Source organism: Paenibacillus sp. FSL E2-0177 (assembly GCF_037992975.1).
GTDB classification, from domain to species: Bacteria; Bacillota; Bacilli; order Paenibacillales; family Paenibacillaceae; genus Paenibacillus_AQ; species Paenibacillus_AQ odorifer.
The window spans coordinates 6,532,681-6,548,439 of sequence record NZ_CP150307.1 but is presented as its reverse complement, the minus strand read 5'-3'; the positions used below and the strand labels follow the sequence as shown (position 1 = coordinate 6,548,439).

10 protein-coding genes are annotated in these 15,759 nt (G+C 45.0%); 5 read left to right on the top strand and 5 right to left on the bottom strand.

Features of this window, described 5'->3' with window-relative positions; translation table 11 throughout:
• Positions 1-12: 12 nt before the first annotated feature.
• Positions 13-1,248: an MFS transporter gene (locus tag MHI25_RS29180; RefSeq protein ID WP_305953522.1), complete on the bottom strand. Its 1,236-nt coding sequence runs from the start codon at positions 1,246-1,248 to the stop codon at positions 13-15.
• 362 nt (positions 1,249-1,610) lie between these two features.
• Between MHI25_RS29180 and MHI25_RS29175 the strand changes: the two genes are divergently transcribed.
• Genes MHI25_RS29175 through MHI25_RS29165 form a run of 3 tightly spaced genes read left to right on the top strand, consistent with a single transcriptional unit; the run spans position 1,611 to position 5,123 of the window.
• Complete coding sequence (locus MHI25_RS29175; RefSeq protein WP_076192341.1) at positions 1,611-3,467, top strand: ABC transporter ATP-binding protein; 1,857 nt, start codon at positions 1,611-1,613, stop codon at positions 3,465-3,467.
• Positions 3,397-4,074 carry a response regulator transcription factor gene (locus MHI25_RS29170; RefSeq protein ID WP_076123953.1) on the top strand — a complete coding sequence of 226 codons (678 nt, stop codon included), beginning with the start codon at positions 3,397-3,399 and terminating at the stop codon, positions 4,072-4,074. Before MHI25_RS29175 ends, MHI25_RS29170 begins: the two co-directional genes overlap by 71 nt.
• Positions 4,071-5,123, top strand: a complete 1,053-nt coding sequence (locus tag MHI25_RS29165) for a HAMP domain-containing sensor histidine kinase (RefSeq protein WP_340394706.1) — start codon at positions 4,071-4,073, stop codon at positions 5,121-5,123. Before MHI25_RS29170 ends, MHI25_RS29165 begins: the two co-directional genes overlap by 4 nt.
• A 264-nt stretch (positions 5,124-5,387) precedes the next feature.
• On the opposite strand, the gene moaA is transcribed toward MHI25_RS29165, so the two are convergent.
• On the bottom strand, positions 5,388-6,389 hold the full coding sequence (moaA, locus tag MHI25_RS29160) for a GTP 3',8-cyclase MoaA (RefSeq protein WP_340394705.1): 1,002 nt from the start codon (positions 6,387-6,389) through the stop codon (positions 5,388-5,390).
• A 414-nt stretch (positions 6,390-6,803) separates the two neighbouring features.
• Here moaA and MHI25_RS29155 point away from each other — a divergent pair, with 414 nt between their 5' ends.
• On the top strand, positions 6,804-7,496 hold the full coding sequence (locus MHI25_RS29155; RefSeq protein WP_076123947.1) for a molecular chaperone TorD family protein: 693 nt from the start codon (positions 6,804-6,806) through the stop codon (positions 7,494-7,496).
• A gap of 691 nt (positions 7,497-8,187) precedes the next feature.
• Here the strand turns inward: MHI25_RS29155 and MHI25_RS29150 are convergent.
• Positions 8,188-11,361, bottom strand: coding sequence for an efflux RND transporter permease subunit (locus tag MHI25_RS29150; RefSeq protein ID WP_076301451.1), 3,174 nt, complete (start codon positions 11,359-11,361; stop codon positions 8,188-8,190).
• Between the two features lie 115 nt (positions 11,362-11,476).
• A complete protein-coding gene (locus MHI25_RS29145; protein WP_076276923.1) occupies positions 11,477-12,394 on the bottom strand; it encodes a TetR/AcrR family transcriptional regulator in 918 nt (305 codons plus the stop codon).
• A gap of 226 nt (positions 12,395-12,620) precedes the next feature.
• Here MHI25_RS29145 and cls point away from each other — a divergent pair, with 226 nt between their 5' ends.
• Complete coding sequence (gene cls, locus MHI25_RS29140; RefSeq protein WP_340394704.1) at positions 12,621-14,129, top strand: cardiolipin synthase; 1,509 nt, start codon at positions 12,621-12,623, stop codon at positions 14,127-14,129.
• Positions 14,130-14,180: 51 nt separating this feature from the next.
• Here the strand turns inward: cls and MHI25_RS29135 are convergent, their stop codons facing one another.
• Positions 14,181-15,716, bottom strand: a complete 1,536-nt coding sequence (locus tag MHI25_RS29135) for a phospholipase D family protein (RefSeq protein WP_340394703.1) — start codon at positions 15,714-15,716, stop codon at positions 14,181-14,183.
• Positions 15,717-15,759 lie beyond the last annotated feature (43 nt).

Sequence of the window (15,759 nt, the reverse complement as noted above, 5' to 3'; positions counted from 1 at the left end):
TTATATTTTCGCTTATAATATTTCGATGTGAGAGAGTTCTTCCTCATCCTCTGTAGGGGGCCGGTAGCCTCCACGGTTTACAAAGAGCCACATGAAAGTAAAGCCTAGCGTTCCAAACAGTGTCAAGAAGACACCCGCTTGATACATGCTCTGTGCCCCTAGATTTTGATACATCCACCCGCCGAGAACTCCTCCAACAATACCGGCTATACCGCTCCAAGTCAGTGTGTAGAGCGCTTGTCCTGAAGCACGGTAAGGTCTTGGAATAAGAAGCATGGTCAGTTGAGTGCCTACATAGAAGAAACCACCAAATGTTATGCAGTGTAAAATTTGAATGAGCACTACTTGGAGGGCTGTAGTCGCGTCCGCCATGAACCACCATCGTAGTACGAATAAAGCGCTAACCAGCGCAAGCCAGCCGAGCAGAACAGATATTTTACGTTTAAGGAATCGGTCGCAGAGAACAAATACACCCACTTCCAAAATAGAGGAGAGGAATACTGCGAGACCAATCATTCCCTTGGAGCCGCCTAGGTCCGTAATATACAAAGACATGAATGTAGTGTTCATGGTGTTCGGTATGGAAACTAGGATACCAAACAATATGAAACACAAGAAAAAGGGATTATAAATTAGTTTGCTGAAGCCTCTATACGGCATAGGAGCCATGCCAATGGTATGGTTAAGTTTCGGTAATGCAAGAATGGATAACATTGATGCACATAGTAAGCCTGCAAACAGATAGGACAAGATAGATACACCAGCCCAATCAAGGACCAATCCGGCGGCAATTGCAATTAGTGCCCACCCCAATGAACCCCAAAGCCGAAAAGAACGGAAGCGATAGTTAGTTCCGTCAATATAGCTGAGAATCATCGTATTGCTCTGAGCAAATAACGGTCCTTGGAAGAAATAGAACAAAAGAATGGAGATGTAGATCATCTCATATGTATTTGCCCGAAACATAAGCTGGGATAACACTAACGTTCCGATTAACATAAGCAAAACGATTCTCCGGATATTCTGGTATCGGTCAGTCCAGATTGCCCAGAATGGATTTGCAAAGATGGATACTAGCGCACCCATAGAAAATACGGCACCGATCTCTAATTTGTTCATCCCTACATCCAGCAGGTATAGTTGAAAGAAGCTGGAGAAGAGGACCATGGTTCCGTATACAAAAAAATTGAACCATTTTAAAGACGTGAAAGAAGATGGATAGTTAACGCCTTTCCGCAAATGCGTCACTCCTTTCCCACTAGATGTCTTGCATGGATATACTGACCAATATTAGGCCCTTCTATCACTGTAACACGTGTTGAAAAGGGATACAAACTTCCTTTTTTACTTTTTTACATTTTTTTAACGTTTATTTAAATTTGATCCGCTAAGTGACAAAAAACGCATATAACAAGTTTGCAGGTGGTAGAAATGTTAAGAGTTCGCTCCTCCTTATTAGGAATATGCCTGAGGATTATCCTATCTACGTTTGTATAAAAGAGAATCAATGGGTTTAACTTCAGTTTACAATTCAGGGCTAGGATGGGGTTAGGCGAAACAGAGAAGATACATTCTTCTCGCAGATTCACCAAGAAAAGGGGAGTTTTTGCATGAAAAAATCCGAAGCTAAGGGGAAAACGGCGCTGAAGCCATTCCTCACATTATTAAAAGAAACCAAGCCTTCATACGGCTTATTGGCAATAGCCATTGCACTAAGCATGATCTCGACATTGGTTAGTCTGGTGATCCCAATGTTCACCAAAAATCTGGTGGATGGCTTTTCTTTGGCTTCTGTCAGCAAGCTGCAAATTGCAGGCATAGCGGGTGCTTTTATCGCGCAGACGATCGCCGGGGGAATCTCTATCTATCTGCTGAATTACGTGGGCCAGAAGATGGTTGCAGGTCTTCGTGACCGGTTATGGCGTAAATTTTTAGTATTGCCAGTAGCTTATTACAATGATAATCGGACAGGAGAAAGCGTCAGCCGGATGACAAATGATACAGGGATCATCAAAACGCTGATCTCTGAACATCTGGCCAGCTTATTTACCGGAGTGATTTCCATTGTGGGCTCCATTGCTGTGCTTTTATTTTTGAACTGGAAGATGACGCTTGTTCTGTTCACCGTTCTTCCACTATCTGCGTTGATTTTGGTGCCGCTTGGACGGCAGATGTACAAAATCTCCAAAGGCATGCAGGACGAAACAGCTTCTTTTACCGCCACACTTAGTGGTGTATTGTCAGAGATCCGTCTGGTGAAATCCTCGGGTGCAGAGAAAAAAGAGTACGAAGCAGGCAAAACCGGAATTATGAACCTGCTCTCCTTTGGCATTCGTGAAGGCAAAATCAGCGCTATGATCAGCCCACTGGTCTCTTTTGTCTTTATGATGTTACTTGTGGTCATTATCGGTTATGGCGGAATGCAGGTATCTTCCGGGGCTTTGACAGCTGGAGAGCTGGTAGCCTTTATCCTGTATCTTATTCAGATTATTATGCCGCTTACTCAATTGACTACGTTCTTTACACAGATTCAGAAAGCTAAAGGGGCATCAGAGCGCATTATTGAAACCCTGGCAGCAGAAGAGGAGGTATATGAGGGCCAGGAAGAGGCGAACGGTGCAGAGGGTCCTATCTCTGTAGAAGATCTAAGCTTTGGATATAAAAATGGTGAGAATGTGCTAACCGATGTAAGCTTCCGGATGCTTCCGGGTCAGGTGACGGCTATTGTTGGACCGAGCGGGGGAGGCAAGACTACATTATTTTCACTGCTCGAACGATTCTATGAGCCTCAGAAAGGTATGGTTAAGCTAGGCGATAAACCAGTGTCAACCTTCTCATTACGCTCATGGCGGAAACTGATCGGGTACGTCTCACAGGAAAGCCCATTGTTGGCAGGTACGATTGCTGAGAATTTAACCTATGGATTGGATCGAGACGTTAGCATGGAGGAGATGCGCGCAGCAGCAGCAATGGCTTATGCAGATGGCTTTATCGATGAGCTTCCTGAAGGATATAATACGGATGTCGGTGAGAGAGGTGTGAAGCTCTCGGGTGGACAGCGGCAACGGATTGCTATTGCTAGAGCGCTGCTGCGGAATCCAAAGATTCTTATGCTTGATGAGGCGACCTCCAGTCTGGATAGCCAATCAGAGGCCGTAGTGCAGAAGGCACTGTCCAATTTGATGAAGGGCCGGACTACGATTGTAATTGCGCACCGTTTGGCTACTGTTGTAAATGCTGAGCAGATTATTTTTATGGAAAAGGGCCAGATTACCGGGATGGGAAGACATGAAGAACTGCTGGAAAACCATGAGCTATATCGTGAATTTGCCACCCAGCAGCTGCAGATGAATAACCTTGAGATTCAAGACAATAAAGAGGAGGCTCCAGTGATACATGACAAAAATACTAGTAGCGGACGACGATCCGCACATCCGCGAATTGGTAGAAGTATTTCTGAGAGCTGAGGGGATGGATGACATCTATGGAGCTTCTGATGGACTGGAGGCTCTTCAGATTCTGGAGAGCCATAACATAGACTTAGCCATTATTGATGTGATGATGCCCAATTTGGATGGCTGGGAGCTGTGCCGGAAGATGCGCCAAACCTATGATTTTCCGATATTGATGCTGACGGCTAAGGGAGAGACCTCACAAATTGTGAAGGGCTTTGAGCTGGGAAGTGATGACTATCTCGTCAAACCCTTTGAGCCAGTGGTGCTTATTGCGCGAGTAAAGGCGCTGCTCAAACGTTACCAAATCTCTGCTGCACAAAGTGTGGGGATTGGCCGGCTGCGAATGAATCGTAAAACCTACGAGGTATCCTCAGCGTATGGAGAAGTCACTTTGCCACTTAAGGAATTTGAGCTGTTATTTAAGCTGGGCAGCTATCCGGGGCAGACATTGACTAGAGACAGGCTGATCGAAGAGATATGGGGTTATGATTTTGAAGGGAATGAGCGGACGCTCGATGTGCATATCAACCGTTTGCGCGAACGGTTCGCTCCTGATAAATACGGGTTTGTTATTCGTACCATCCGCGGATTAGGCTATCGGCTGGAGGCAGAGGCATGAACCGGTTTAAGGAGCTTCTTAAGCGGATTGGGATGACTTTTATTTACTTCGGTGGTGTTGGGATTAGCTGGAGTGCAGCTTATTTCTTGATGAACTGGATATATGGCAGGGTTGGACGCCCCTCTTCGGAGTATTTGACCCAGTTAATCGGCGTGATGGTCGGAATTGTGATTTTGTTTTTGATGGCATTGGTAACCTCCAAGTTATTCCGGGGCTGGGAACGTGTTTTTTATAAATCAATTATCGAAGGTTTAGGGCGGATTGCTAAGGGTGATTTCAATGTGGTACTTGATAATACAAAGGACTACGGTGATTTCGGTGAGATTGTAGAGAGTATCAACGTAATGGCCAGCGAACTGAGCCAGATGGAGACCATGCGTCAGGATTTTATCTCTAATGTATCGCATGAAATTCAATCTCCGCTAACCTCTATTCGGGGGTTTGCTCTTGCGCTGCAGGATGAAACTCTGAGTGTGAAGAGCAGGAGGCACTACCTTAATATTATAGTGGCTGAGAGTACCCGCGTATCTGGGCTCAGTGATAATTTATTGAAGCTGTCCGCGCTTGAATCGGGCAATTTTCCGTTTGAAAATCAGATTTACCGCCTGGATAAGCAGCTTAGAGATACGATTCTGGCTTCTGAACCACAGTGGTTGGAGAAAAAGATAGAGGTAGAGGCTGAACTGGACGAAGTGAATGTATCTGCTGTAAAAGATTTAATGAGTCAGGTCTGGACTAATCTGCTGCATAACAGTATCAAGTTTACTCCGCAGAACGGCTGCATCCATATTAGCCTTCGCATGGTGGATGAGCAGGTAGAGGTGGAGATTCAAGATAGCGGGATTGGCATCTCGGAGGAAGATCTGCCTCGGATCTTTGAGCGTTTCTATAAGGCAGATAAAGCTAGAACCGCAAGTGGTGGCGGTAGTGGACTGGGTCTGTCACTGGTTAAAAAAATCGTTGAGCTGCATGAAGGTAAGGTAACTGTAAATAGTCGTCCGGGGGAAGGGACAGCGTTCAAGGTGAGCTTGTCAGTACGAATGAAATAAACTTGCTGTATTTGAAAAACAGCTGAAGCCGGTATTCTGGGTGGATTCGAAGATAACACTTTCCGTCCTGAGAAAAAGGCTACAAGAGCCGAGGCGGCGGCGACTATTTATAAGCTGCTCGAAGCTCTGTCTCTCTAATAGTGATTGAATAGCTTATCGCTAAGCTTTAAGCACAACGCCGCTTTCCCAGATCGTTCAGTGGGAAAGCTGCGTTTTTTGTATTTATGCAATTAAAAGAGGAACTATAATACCGGGATGGACGGTTTATCCACCAATTTGAGACATGCGCCGAGCTGTCGGCGTGTGGCTCTGTGCTTTTTTCTCCAGAGCTAAGGCCATTTCATGGTTATGGGGTTTGTTGCCCAGCGCTTTCCGGAATAAGGCCTGCACAGCAGCAGGATCGCTTATTAAAGGACGGACATTGTATTCATCTGCCCAATACAGGCAAGCTTTGATGTGCCCATCTGCGGTAAGTCTCAGGCGGTTGCAATTATCGCAGAAGTGCTCGCTCACCGGATGAATCAGGCCGAATGTACCAGGGGCTCCGACAACCCGCCGATTCTGGGAAGGGCCATTCCCGGAGGGCATTTCTGCCGCTTCCGTTTCCCAACCTGCCTCAGTACAAGCTTCTACAACCCTTTCCAGAGGCAGATAAGTCTGGCGCCAAGCATCAGTAGCACTGCCAATTGGCATGTATTCTATAAAACGTACATTTAGAGGACTCTCCAGCGTAAGGGAGATGAAGTCTTTGATCTCGTCGTCATTAATTCCTTTCATCAATACAACGTTAAGCTTTATCGGTTGAAGTCCGGCGGCTTGTGCGGCCTCGATCCCCTTTAATACCTTGGCGACTTCGCCGCCACGAGTAATCATAGAAAATCGATCCTGCCGTAAGGAGTCTAGGCTGATGTTTACCCGTGATAGACCGGCCTCTTTTAACAGCGCTGCTTTGGCTGGCAGCATTAACCCATTTGTAGTCAGTGAAATATCTTCTATACCTGGGATCGCAGATATCATAGCAACAAGCTTTTCCAGATCTTTGCGGACAAGAGGTTCTCCACCAGTTAGTCGTACTTTACGTAATCCAAGAGGGGCTAGCGACTTAACGACTGCGGTAATTTCCTCGTAACTCAGAATCTCGTCCTGCGGTTGGAATTGCATCCCTTCCGCTGGCATACAATAGATGCAACGCAGGTTGCAGCGGTCGGTAACCGAAATGCGGATGTAATCGTGTAAACGTCCAAAAGGGTCCGTCAGCGGCTCCATGGCGTTGCTCCCTTCCTTTAAATCTGGCTGATAAATTTCTTATACTTTCTCGTATACATGAATAACGTCCCTAATAGGACAGAACGCTAAGATGTTTATACTTGTTTAGAATTTTAAAGATCGCTTGGATTCACGTCAATGAGCAAAGTTCTGGACGACAGGGTTTCATTACATAAAACTGGACAAACTAGATGAGAAGATAACGCATATTGAACAACGGAAAGTGTGACAAAAGTACGACAAATAAAGTTTTTAGACATAGAATGCTCACGGAAAGCGCTTTTAATATCCGATATAATCTAGGTGCGGATTAGTTTTAACGTTCACTTTTGCGAAAACAGATAGGATACCGGAAACCGCACGTCGGTAATGTGACGGAGAGTGACCGGGAAACCATTGAGGAGGATTTGCAAAATGAGTACACATACTGTTCCATCGCTCACCGTTCCGGAGGCTTTTAGCCGTTGGTTGGAAAGTCGGGGATTAATATATCAGCTTTTAGTGGATTTTTTGGGTAGAAAACCATCACTCTCTCTAGTAGCTCAATGGAGCCGCAATCGCCAGATGAGTGTAGCGGCAGAGATGACGGAAGGCGGTCGGGAGCTGAAGCGCTATTTGAGTCAGGAACCGAACAAGCTGCCAATGATATGCGAGAAAGAGAGCAAAGAATATAAACGGCTTATGCAAGAACAGTCCGTTAGTTCTTTTAAACTGCGCGAAGCAGCGATTTTAGGTCGCTCGGAGGATTTCTGTAACGTGCTTGCGGATGTGTACACCTCTGCTGGAATTGTATTCAATAAGTGTAATGGTGAAGCCGATGATCATATTGCTATTGAGCTCGAATTTATGGCAGTCATGCATGAGCGTATGCTTTACAATAGCTTTTCAATAAGAAGTGCTATGGAGCTGCTTGATATTCAGGAGTCCTTTTTGGAAAAGCATCTACTGCAATGGACACCGCAGTTCTGTCAGAAACTGAATGCAGCAACGGATAGTCCGCTATATCTAGGTCTCTCACATATGCTTGAGGAGTTTCTGCCACTTGATCTGCAAATGCTTCGTTCCTGGAGAGCTTCATTGGAGAGCAGTGCAGCTACAAGTATTTAATATTAGAAAGCCCGGCCTATCCATTAGGTCGGGTTTTTGCGTGCTGTTCAAGTGGAAAAGAAGCGTTGTGTGAAGCACTAAATGATGATTAAATGAAGCACCAACTGAAGCATTAATTGAAGTACCAATCGAAGCGCAGTCTTGTTGCCCAACTGAAGCACCGATAGACTAATTGGGGAATTTCTCCCTAAAATATTAGAGTTTCTCGTCATCAGACTAAAAATGAGGGAAAACCTCCCTAAAGTATAGCTGTTTCGGTGGTAATTAAAGAAATCCCCCTTATTATCAGGGAGGAAATCCCTAATTTCGTTCATTTAGAGCGAATATTGGCTTTTTTCAGGGAGTTTTTCCCTAATTAGTTTAAGATCCACTCCGCACATCGCCCAAACACAGAACGCAGTAAACACAAATGTACGCCGTCCAAACGACCCACGCAGATCACCCGCTGTATACCGCACATCGCAAACGTTCACGGTACATTAGCCTCCACCACGCACAAACGCACATCATCCACCGTTCTCTAATCAGCACCCTAATGGCGTTCAACATTGGCACAGCACACAGTCTATTGGCTAAAGCAAGAATCCGCTGTGCAGCCTTTTACTAAAAAAAGAAGCTGCCTCATAAGTAGAATTCACTACTTTGGAGACAGCCACTCGTGTGAGCCTATTTACTTGTTCACATCATAGTTCTAATCAATTACCTTTTTGCTGCGGAATTTCATCAGGAATTCATACACGACTGGCACTACTACAAGTGTCAGAAGCGTGGAACTGACCAAACCACCGATTACGGTCACGCCGAGGCCCTTGGAGATAATTCCTGCACTGTTTTCAAGTCCAGTAACCAATGGCAGCAATGCACCGATCGTTGCAAGTGCAGTCATCAGGATTGGACGTAAACGTGTGCCACCTGCTTCAAGCAAGGCTTGACGCGTAGTGAGTCCTTCTTTTTCCTTATGAATAACGCGGTCGATAAGGACAATCGCATTCGTTACTACGATACCAATCAACATCAGCGCACCCATGAGCGAGGACACGTTTAAGGTTTCTCCAGCGATCAGAAGGGCAACGAGTACCCCGATCACTGTGAAAGGAAGTGAGAACAGGATAGCGAATGGTGCTAATCCACCGCCAAATGTAACCACAAGCACGAAGTATACGATGGCAATAGCAGCCGCCATAGCAATTCCTAATTGACCAAACGTATCATTGATCTGCTCGGTTACACCGCCGAAGGTAACAGTTACACCATCAGGCAATTCCATAGCGTCTATTTTTTCTTTCACGCTGTTCGAAGCGCTATTCACGTCACTCGAAATAATTTCGGCAGTAACATCTACCTTCATTTTACCGTCCATACGAGTAATCGAGTCAGGGGAGGAGCCATTTTCAATTTTAGCGACTTGCCCGATTGGCACGGAGATGCCTAGTGGGGAAGTCAAAGTAGCCTCTTCCATTTCTTTAATACTCTTGTACGTTTCTTTATCTGTTTCGATATAGACTTTGTAGTTCTTGCCGTCCAATTCTACTTCTGTGAGCACTGGACGTGTGCCTGCTGGACTCAGCTTCATCGCAATTTGTCCGGCTGTAAGTCCAAGGGAGCTAAGCTTCTGTTGATCCGCTACAATCGTATATTGATCGTAAGCTTCCTTGAGACTTGTTTCTGCGTCTTTGAAATTAGTGGTGTCAGCCTGTACGATTGAGGCAATCTCATCCGCGACTGGCTTCAGCTGATCCAGTTCATCTCCGAATACATTCACGGTCAGAGTGCTTCCACCCATGCCTCCACTCATCAGAGCGGACATGTCACCCCATACACCATCTGGCACTTCTGCGGTCAAACCTTCAATAAGCTTCTCTTTAACAGCTTCAAAATCAGGAGTGTCACTATCATAAACGATGAAAAATAGTCCTGAATTGCTGGATCCACCCATACCCATCGGGCTTCCGCCGCCAATGGAATATTGCATTTTGTCTATATGCTTCTGCGCTAAAATGTATTTTTCAGCTTTCAGACCTTGCTCTTGAACTTCCTCAATCCGTTGTCCAGCCTTTGGTGAATAAGTAAGCATTACGGTTTTATCCTCTTGGGATGGCATAAAGCTTACCCCAATAGGTTTGATTAAGAACAAGCTGCCTGCAAGGAGAAGAACGGCAACTCCAAAAGTAACGAGCTTATGAGAAAGACACCAGTTCAGAATCTTTTGATAACCAGCAGAAAGTTTGTCTGGTTTCTCGCTGTGAGTTTTTTTACCTTTCAATCCATTACGGAACAACGAGTGAGCCATTGCAGGAACTAGGGTAATCGCAACTACTAATGAAGCGAGCAGGGCGAAGACCATGGTCAGAGCGAAAGGCAAGAACAGCTCACCAACCATACCACTAACCAAAGCAAGTGGTAAGAACACCGCGATGGTTACAATTGTAGAGGACATGATAGGCACGAACATTTCACGTGTGGCCGCACTGATTAATTCTCTACCCTTCAGTTTCTCACCAGATAAGGAGAGCCGTCGATATATGTTCTCTATGACTACAATCGAGTCATCGACTACCCGCCCAATCGCGACCGTCATCGCTCCCAGTGTCATCATATTAAGCGTAATGTCCATCTGCCGCAGACACAGCACTGCGATCAGCAGGGATAATGGAATAGAGATGATAGAAATAATCGTCGAACGAATATTCCGCAGGAACACCAAAATGATAATTACTGCGAATAAGGCACCAAATACCGCTTTGGACAACATCGTATTTACGGAGTCCTCAATGGGCTTACCTTGGTCAAGTAGAACAGTAAGGTCAATGCCTTTATATTGTGCTTTTAATTCTTCAGTTTTGTCTTTAACGCCATTTACAACATCAACAGTGTTGGCATCATTGGCTTTGACAATCTGAATACCGATCGATTCTTTACCATTTGTACGGGAGATGGATTCGGAATTGCCCACAACCTCAATCGTGGCCAGCTCTCCGAGCTTCACGGTTGGAAGTCCCATACTTGCAGCTCCGCCAGGAGCAGCATTTCCAGCACCAGCACCAGCAGCTCCGTTAGCAGCACCAGCATCAACGCCGGCAGCTCCAGTAGCTCCAGCACCAGCAGCGTTAGCGCCAGTTGGCATTACCGGAATGGTCACATTTTTAAGATCCTCAACGGTAGTGATGTTGCCATCCACGACAACTGCCTTTTGAGCCTTGTCCATCTCGAATAGTCCGAGTGGAACACGGAGGGAAGAGCCTTGAATGATACCTTTAACGGTATCTTCGGTCAGTCCATATTGATTGAGCTTATCTTGATTGAATTTGAGTGATACTTCTTTGACGTATTGACCAGAGATTTGGATAGAAGCGACACCCTCAACATCCTCCAGGGCCGGGCGAATATCGTTCTCAGCAATACGGGTCAGTTCCTCAAGATCCTGGGTATCCCCGTTAGAAAGACTGAGGGAGACAACAGGCATTGAGCTAAGACTAAAGCGGGAAATGGAAGGCTTCTGCACATTGTCTGGCAATGAGACTTCATTTAGTGATTCGCGCACTGCTGCTGTAGCATTATCCAGATTTGTTCCATAATCGAATTCAATTTGGATACTGGAGGCATTCTCCAGAGAAGTGGAGGTGATCGTCTTTACACCATCCACATTGCGGAGCTTTTGCTCCAACGGTTTGCTGACATCATTAACGACGCCTTCTGGTGCGGCCCCCGGATAAATGGTTGTTACGCTAAGATAGGGTATACTAATATTAGGCAAGGTTTCTTGCTTCATCGTCAGTCCGCTATATAAACCGGCAAACACAATAATTATCGTCAGAAGCCAAATGGCAAATTTGTTCCTGAGCGAGAAATTAATTAAGCTTTTCATAAGTTTCGTTTCTGCTCCTCTCGGCCCTCTTCTTTACGAAATAGGGCGCCATTATAAAAAATCATAATACTCACTATCCATGACTTTCTCTCTACCGAACTCTTCTTAGAGTCAATTAACGAAATACACATGAATTGTGCGGAATTGAGGCAATTAGCTTCCTCAGCTCTTCCAATTCTGCTGTGAGCTCAGAGCAGGATTGGAGGTTGGACAGCATCCCCTGAATGATTGCTTTTCGCGGGTGAGGGATAAGCACTTCACCTTCCAGAATGTTGAGCGATTCCAGCAGATCGGCTGCTTCTTCGGATGCTATACTATCTAGTTTACTGATCGCAGTCTTCATTTCTTTAATGAGCTGTAATGGATTTTTTCGTTTGTTCTCCTCATTCTCCGCCATCCAGTTTGCTAAAGTAGCAGAGTTGATTAGTGGAGCCTGTTTACTAGTAAGCAAGCCAGACACGATCATATCCATTAAATTCATTAGATGATCTGCCATATCGGCAATAGGTACCTGCGTATCCTTACGAAAAATAACCGCAATATAAGATTTGATGAGACCATGTCCGATCATACATAAATCTCCGGTATAGGGAACGACGTCTTTTCCGTAGAGCAACTCCATTTTTACCTGGAACCATCTTAAGAAGGAAGCGTTGTTTCTACGCAGCCAGTCCGGGACTTCAGTATCAAATCCTTTGCCCGCAACCTCCTGAATTTGACGCTGCAAGAACTCGCGTAATTCGTACACATGACTTAGCAGAATTTCTATCTGATTCCTAAGCTTCTCACGTGGTGTTCGTCGGGTTTCTTGTTCTTCACGTAACAAGGGATCCCGAATCATCCGATAACAATAAAGGAAGATACTGCGCTCCAGTTCTTCTTTTGATTTAAATACCAGATATAAACTGCCCTTCGAAATCCCGCATAATTCAGCTATCTCTTGCATGGATGTGGACGAGGAGCCTTTTACAGCGAATAACTGCATAGCAATCTTAATAATCTGCTCCTGCTTATCAACAGTTTTATCATTCATTAAAGGATTAACCTCCTTTCTGACTACCCGGTTCTATAATTGACTAGTTGGTCAGAATAATTATATTCTATACAACCAGGCATTACAAATATCGGAACAGAAGGGTTACAGTTTTGTCGTAAATAGACTTTAAACAGTAATTTGCTAGGAAGAAATGTGTTCTTCATGTAATATATAAAATGTGTCAATTTCGTGTTGCTTGTATGAATAAGAAGGTAGGTAGAGTATGAGAAGAGGACTTCAATCTATAATTATCATTGGGGCATTCATAGCATTTTATTATTTTGGTTTCGGCATTTTTGGGAGTACTGCGGGAACGATTATTAGTATCTTCTCCACTCTGACAGTCATTTCGATTAGCTTGGCTATTTTTATGGAGAACCGTAATCCTTCTACAACAATGTCATGGATCTTATTGCTTGCGTTGATCCCGGTGCTGGGACTGGTCTTCTATTTTCTATTTGGGCAAAATGTGTTCAAACGCCGTAAATATGATAAAAAGGCACAAAGAGACCTTATGGCCTACGAAAGAATTGAGAATGACGCTTTACGTACGCACCAAGATTGGTCAGTCTTTGATCCCTCGCGCCAAAAACTGCTGCTGTTATCCAAAACTTTAGCACGTACTCCTATTTCCTTTGCATCAGAAACACGTATCCTCACTAATGGTGAAGAGACGTTTGGTACGTTATTGTTGGAGCTCCGTCAAGCTAAACATCACATTCATATGGAGTATTACATCTTCCGGGCGGACCACATTGGAACACGCATTAAACAAATTCTGATCGATAAAGCTCGCGCCGGTGTTGCAGTCAGATTTATGTATGATGCCGTTGGCAGTTTTCAGCTTTCCAAAACTTTTTTGAAGGAAATGAGTGATGCCGGGGTTCAGGTGGCTTCGTACGGAAATTCAACCTCCTTTTTTTCCAGCCGTGTGAATTACCGGAATCACCGTAAGATTGTTGTGATCGACGGCGATGTGGGATTCATGGGGGGGCTCAATGTAGGCGATGAATATTTAAGCCGCAGTAAGACTTATGGGTTTTGGCGTGACACACATATGTTGGTTAGAGGCGAAGCGGTACGGACGATGCAAATTATTTTCCTGCAAGATTGGATGCACACTACGGGCGAAAAAATACTGGAGCAAGACTATCTCACTCCGCAGCTTCGCTTTATGACAGGTGATGGTGCCGTACAGATTATTGCTAGTGGGCCGGATAACGAACGTCGTGCGCTCAAAAACATTTTCTTCTCCATGATCACTTCTGCCGAGAAATCGGTGTGGATTGCCAGTCCATATTTTATTCCTGATGAGGACATCTTAACTGCACTGCGTGTAGCTGCTGTTTCTGGTTTAGATGTGCGATTGTTATTCCCGGCTAAGCCGGATAAATGGATTCCGTTTCTGGCTTCACACTCTTATTTTCCGGCGTTGCTGGAAGCTGGTGTGAAGATTTATGAATATGAAAAGGGATTTATCCACTCGAAGCTGCTTATCGTTGATGGTGAAATAGCGACCATTGGCACGGCCAATATGGATATGCGCAGCTTCCACCTTAACTTTGAAGTGAATGCACTACTGATTCAGACGGAGAGCGTTGCTCGTATTGTTGCTGATTTTGAACGGGATTTATTATCTACCAGCTTAATTGAGCATGAGGAATTTATGAATAAGCGTATGGTGATCCGTATACTGGAATCTGCTGCTCGGCTTATGTCACCGTTACTATAACCCAAAAACCACCGCAGAGGGTGTTATCCCTCATCTGCGGTGGTTTTTGCTTTAAAAAGTGGTTAAACCCAAGGTGGTCTGCAACCGGAACAGAATGTACTTGAACCAAGTTACTTCCCCCTGATAAGCTTCAAGAGGCAGAGTATACTCATGGTCCTCGTTATTCCACAGTCGATTGAAGTAGGTTTCCATCTCGGTATAAAGAGGCTGATCTTGTTTTACAGATACCCACAGATTATTCTCCAGGTTGTAGTCATCCAGATTGCGTGTCGTAAAATTGGTGGAACCGCCAAGAATGATGGAACTTCCAGTCTGTTTGGCAATGAAGAGCAACTTTGGATGATATTGCTCTTTGGTCGTATTGTACCAGCGAATAGAGATCTCTCCGTTTGTACGCTTGTTCAAGTTCATGGCAACTGGACGGTTAGGAATGCCGATTTTATCACGGCCGAAGGCGTTCTGATTGGGGTCCAGTATCAATTTTACCGTAGCCCCTCGTTGGGTAGCCTCTACCAATTCATCGAGAATGGCATCATCGGCAAGGTAGAACATACCCATCCAAATGGTGTCACCCTTCTGCGCAGATTGGAGGGCTTGCCGTGCATATTTATATACCTTTCCTTCCGTTAAATAGCGGACCTCCATAGATTCTTCAGAGTGCTGATCCTTCTCCTTGGTGAAGTCTGGCTCATAAGTGAGTAGTGGCCCTGCATCCGAAAGATTGGCCGCGGCTTGTTCCGTCTGGAGAATATCAGCAATAATTGGGCCTTGTACTTCCAGAGCGATATTGGAATGATAGGCGCTGGCATCATGGATATTTCCTGAGGAGACTAGAGCGGTATTCTCACTAACAACTACCTTACGGTGGTTAGCCTTCACATTAAGTAGCTTCAAATAAGAACGTGCGGTAATATCCGGTCCTCCGCTGGCCATAAGATTGGGAATCCGGCCTTCGCCCGACTGTCCGAACCATTGAATAAAGGTACGCCAGACAGCGGAATAAGCAGGCGTAGAATCGCGTAGAGCATTTACATCGGTCAAAATCACTTTAATCCCCGCAGCCTTCAATTCTTCCAGAAGATGATTGGGTGCAGAGTTGTAATTGGTATTAACCTCATCTGTAATGAAGACGATCTCCATCTCAGGATAAGTTGTTTTTTGTAAAATAAGCTTGTCCGTCAACATTCGGCTGACCGGAGGAAATGACTGATCTTTATGGGTATAATCATTGAAAAGAAAGAGGTCAATCACCAAAAATTCTTTGGACTCCTCGATAATTTGTAGAATCCTCGAAAGAATCTGACTCTCTTGAGTGTCCGTGGCTGTACCGTCCGAATAGGTCAGGTCGTGCCAGAAGGATACATGATTCGTTTTGTATATAGGGCTTTCATAGGAAATGCCGCTGGGTAAAGGTTTGTGCGTCTGGTAAGTCATTACGCCGATTAGCCAGAGGATTAGAATGAAGACAGTCCATAACGCCATTCTGCGGCGGCGTGAACCGGAACGTTTCTTCGTAGTTAAACCGGGAGCGTAGTTTATTTCTTTAGGTTTATAGGGGTGAACGGGTTGCTGACGATCTGAATTCATGGAAGTTCCTCCTGAAATTATTGCAGAGCACTTCCTTGTGATT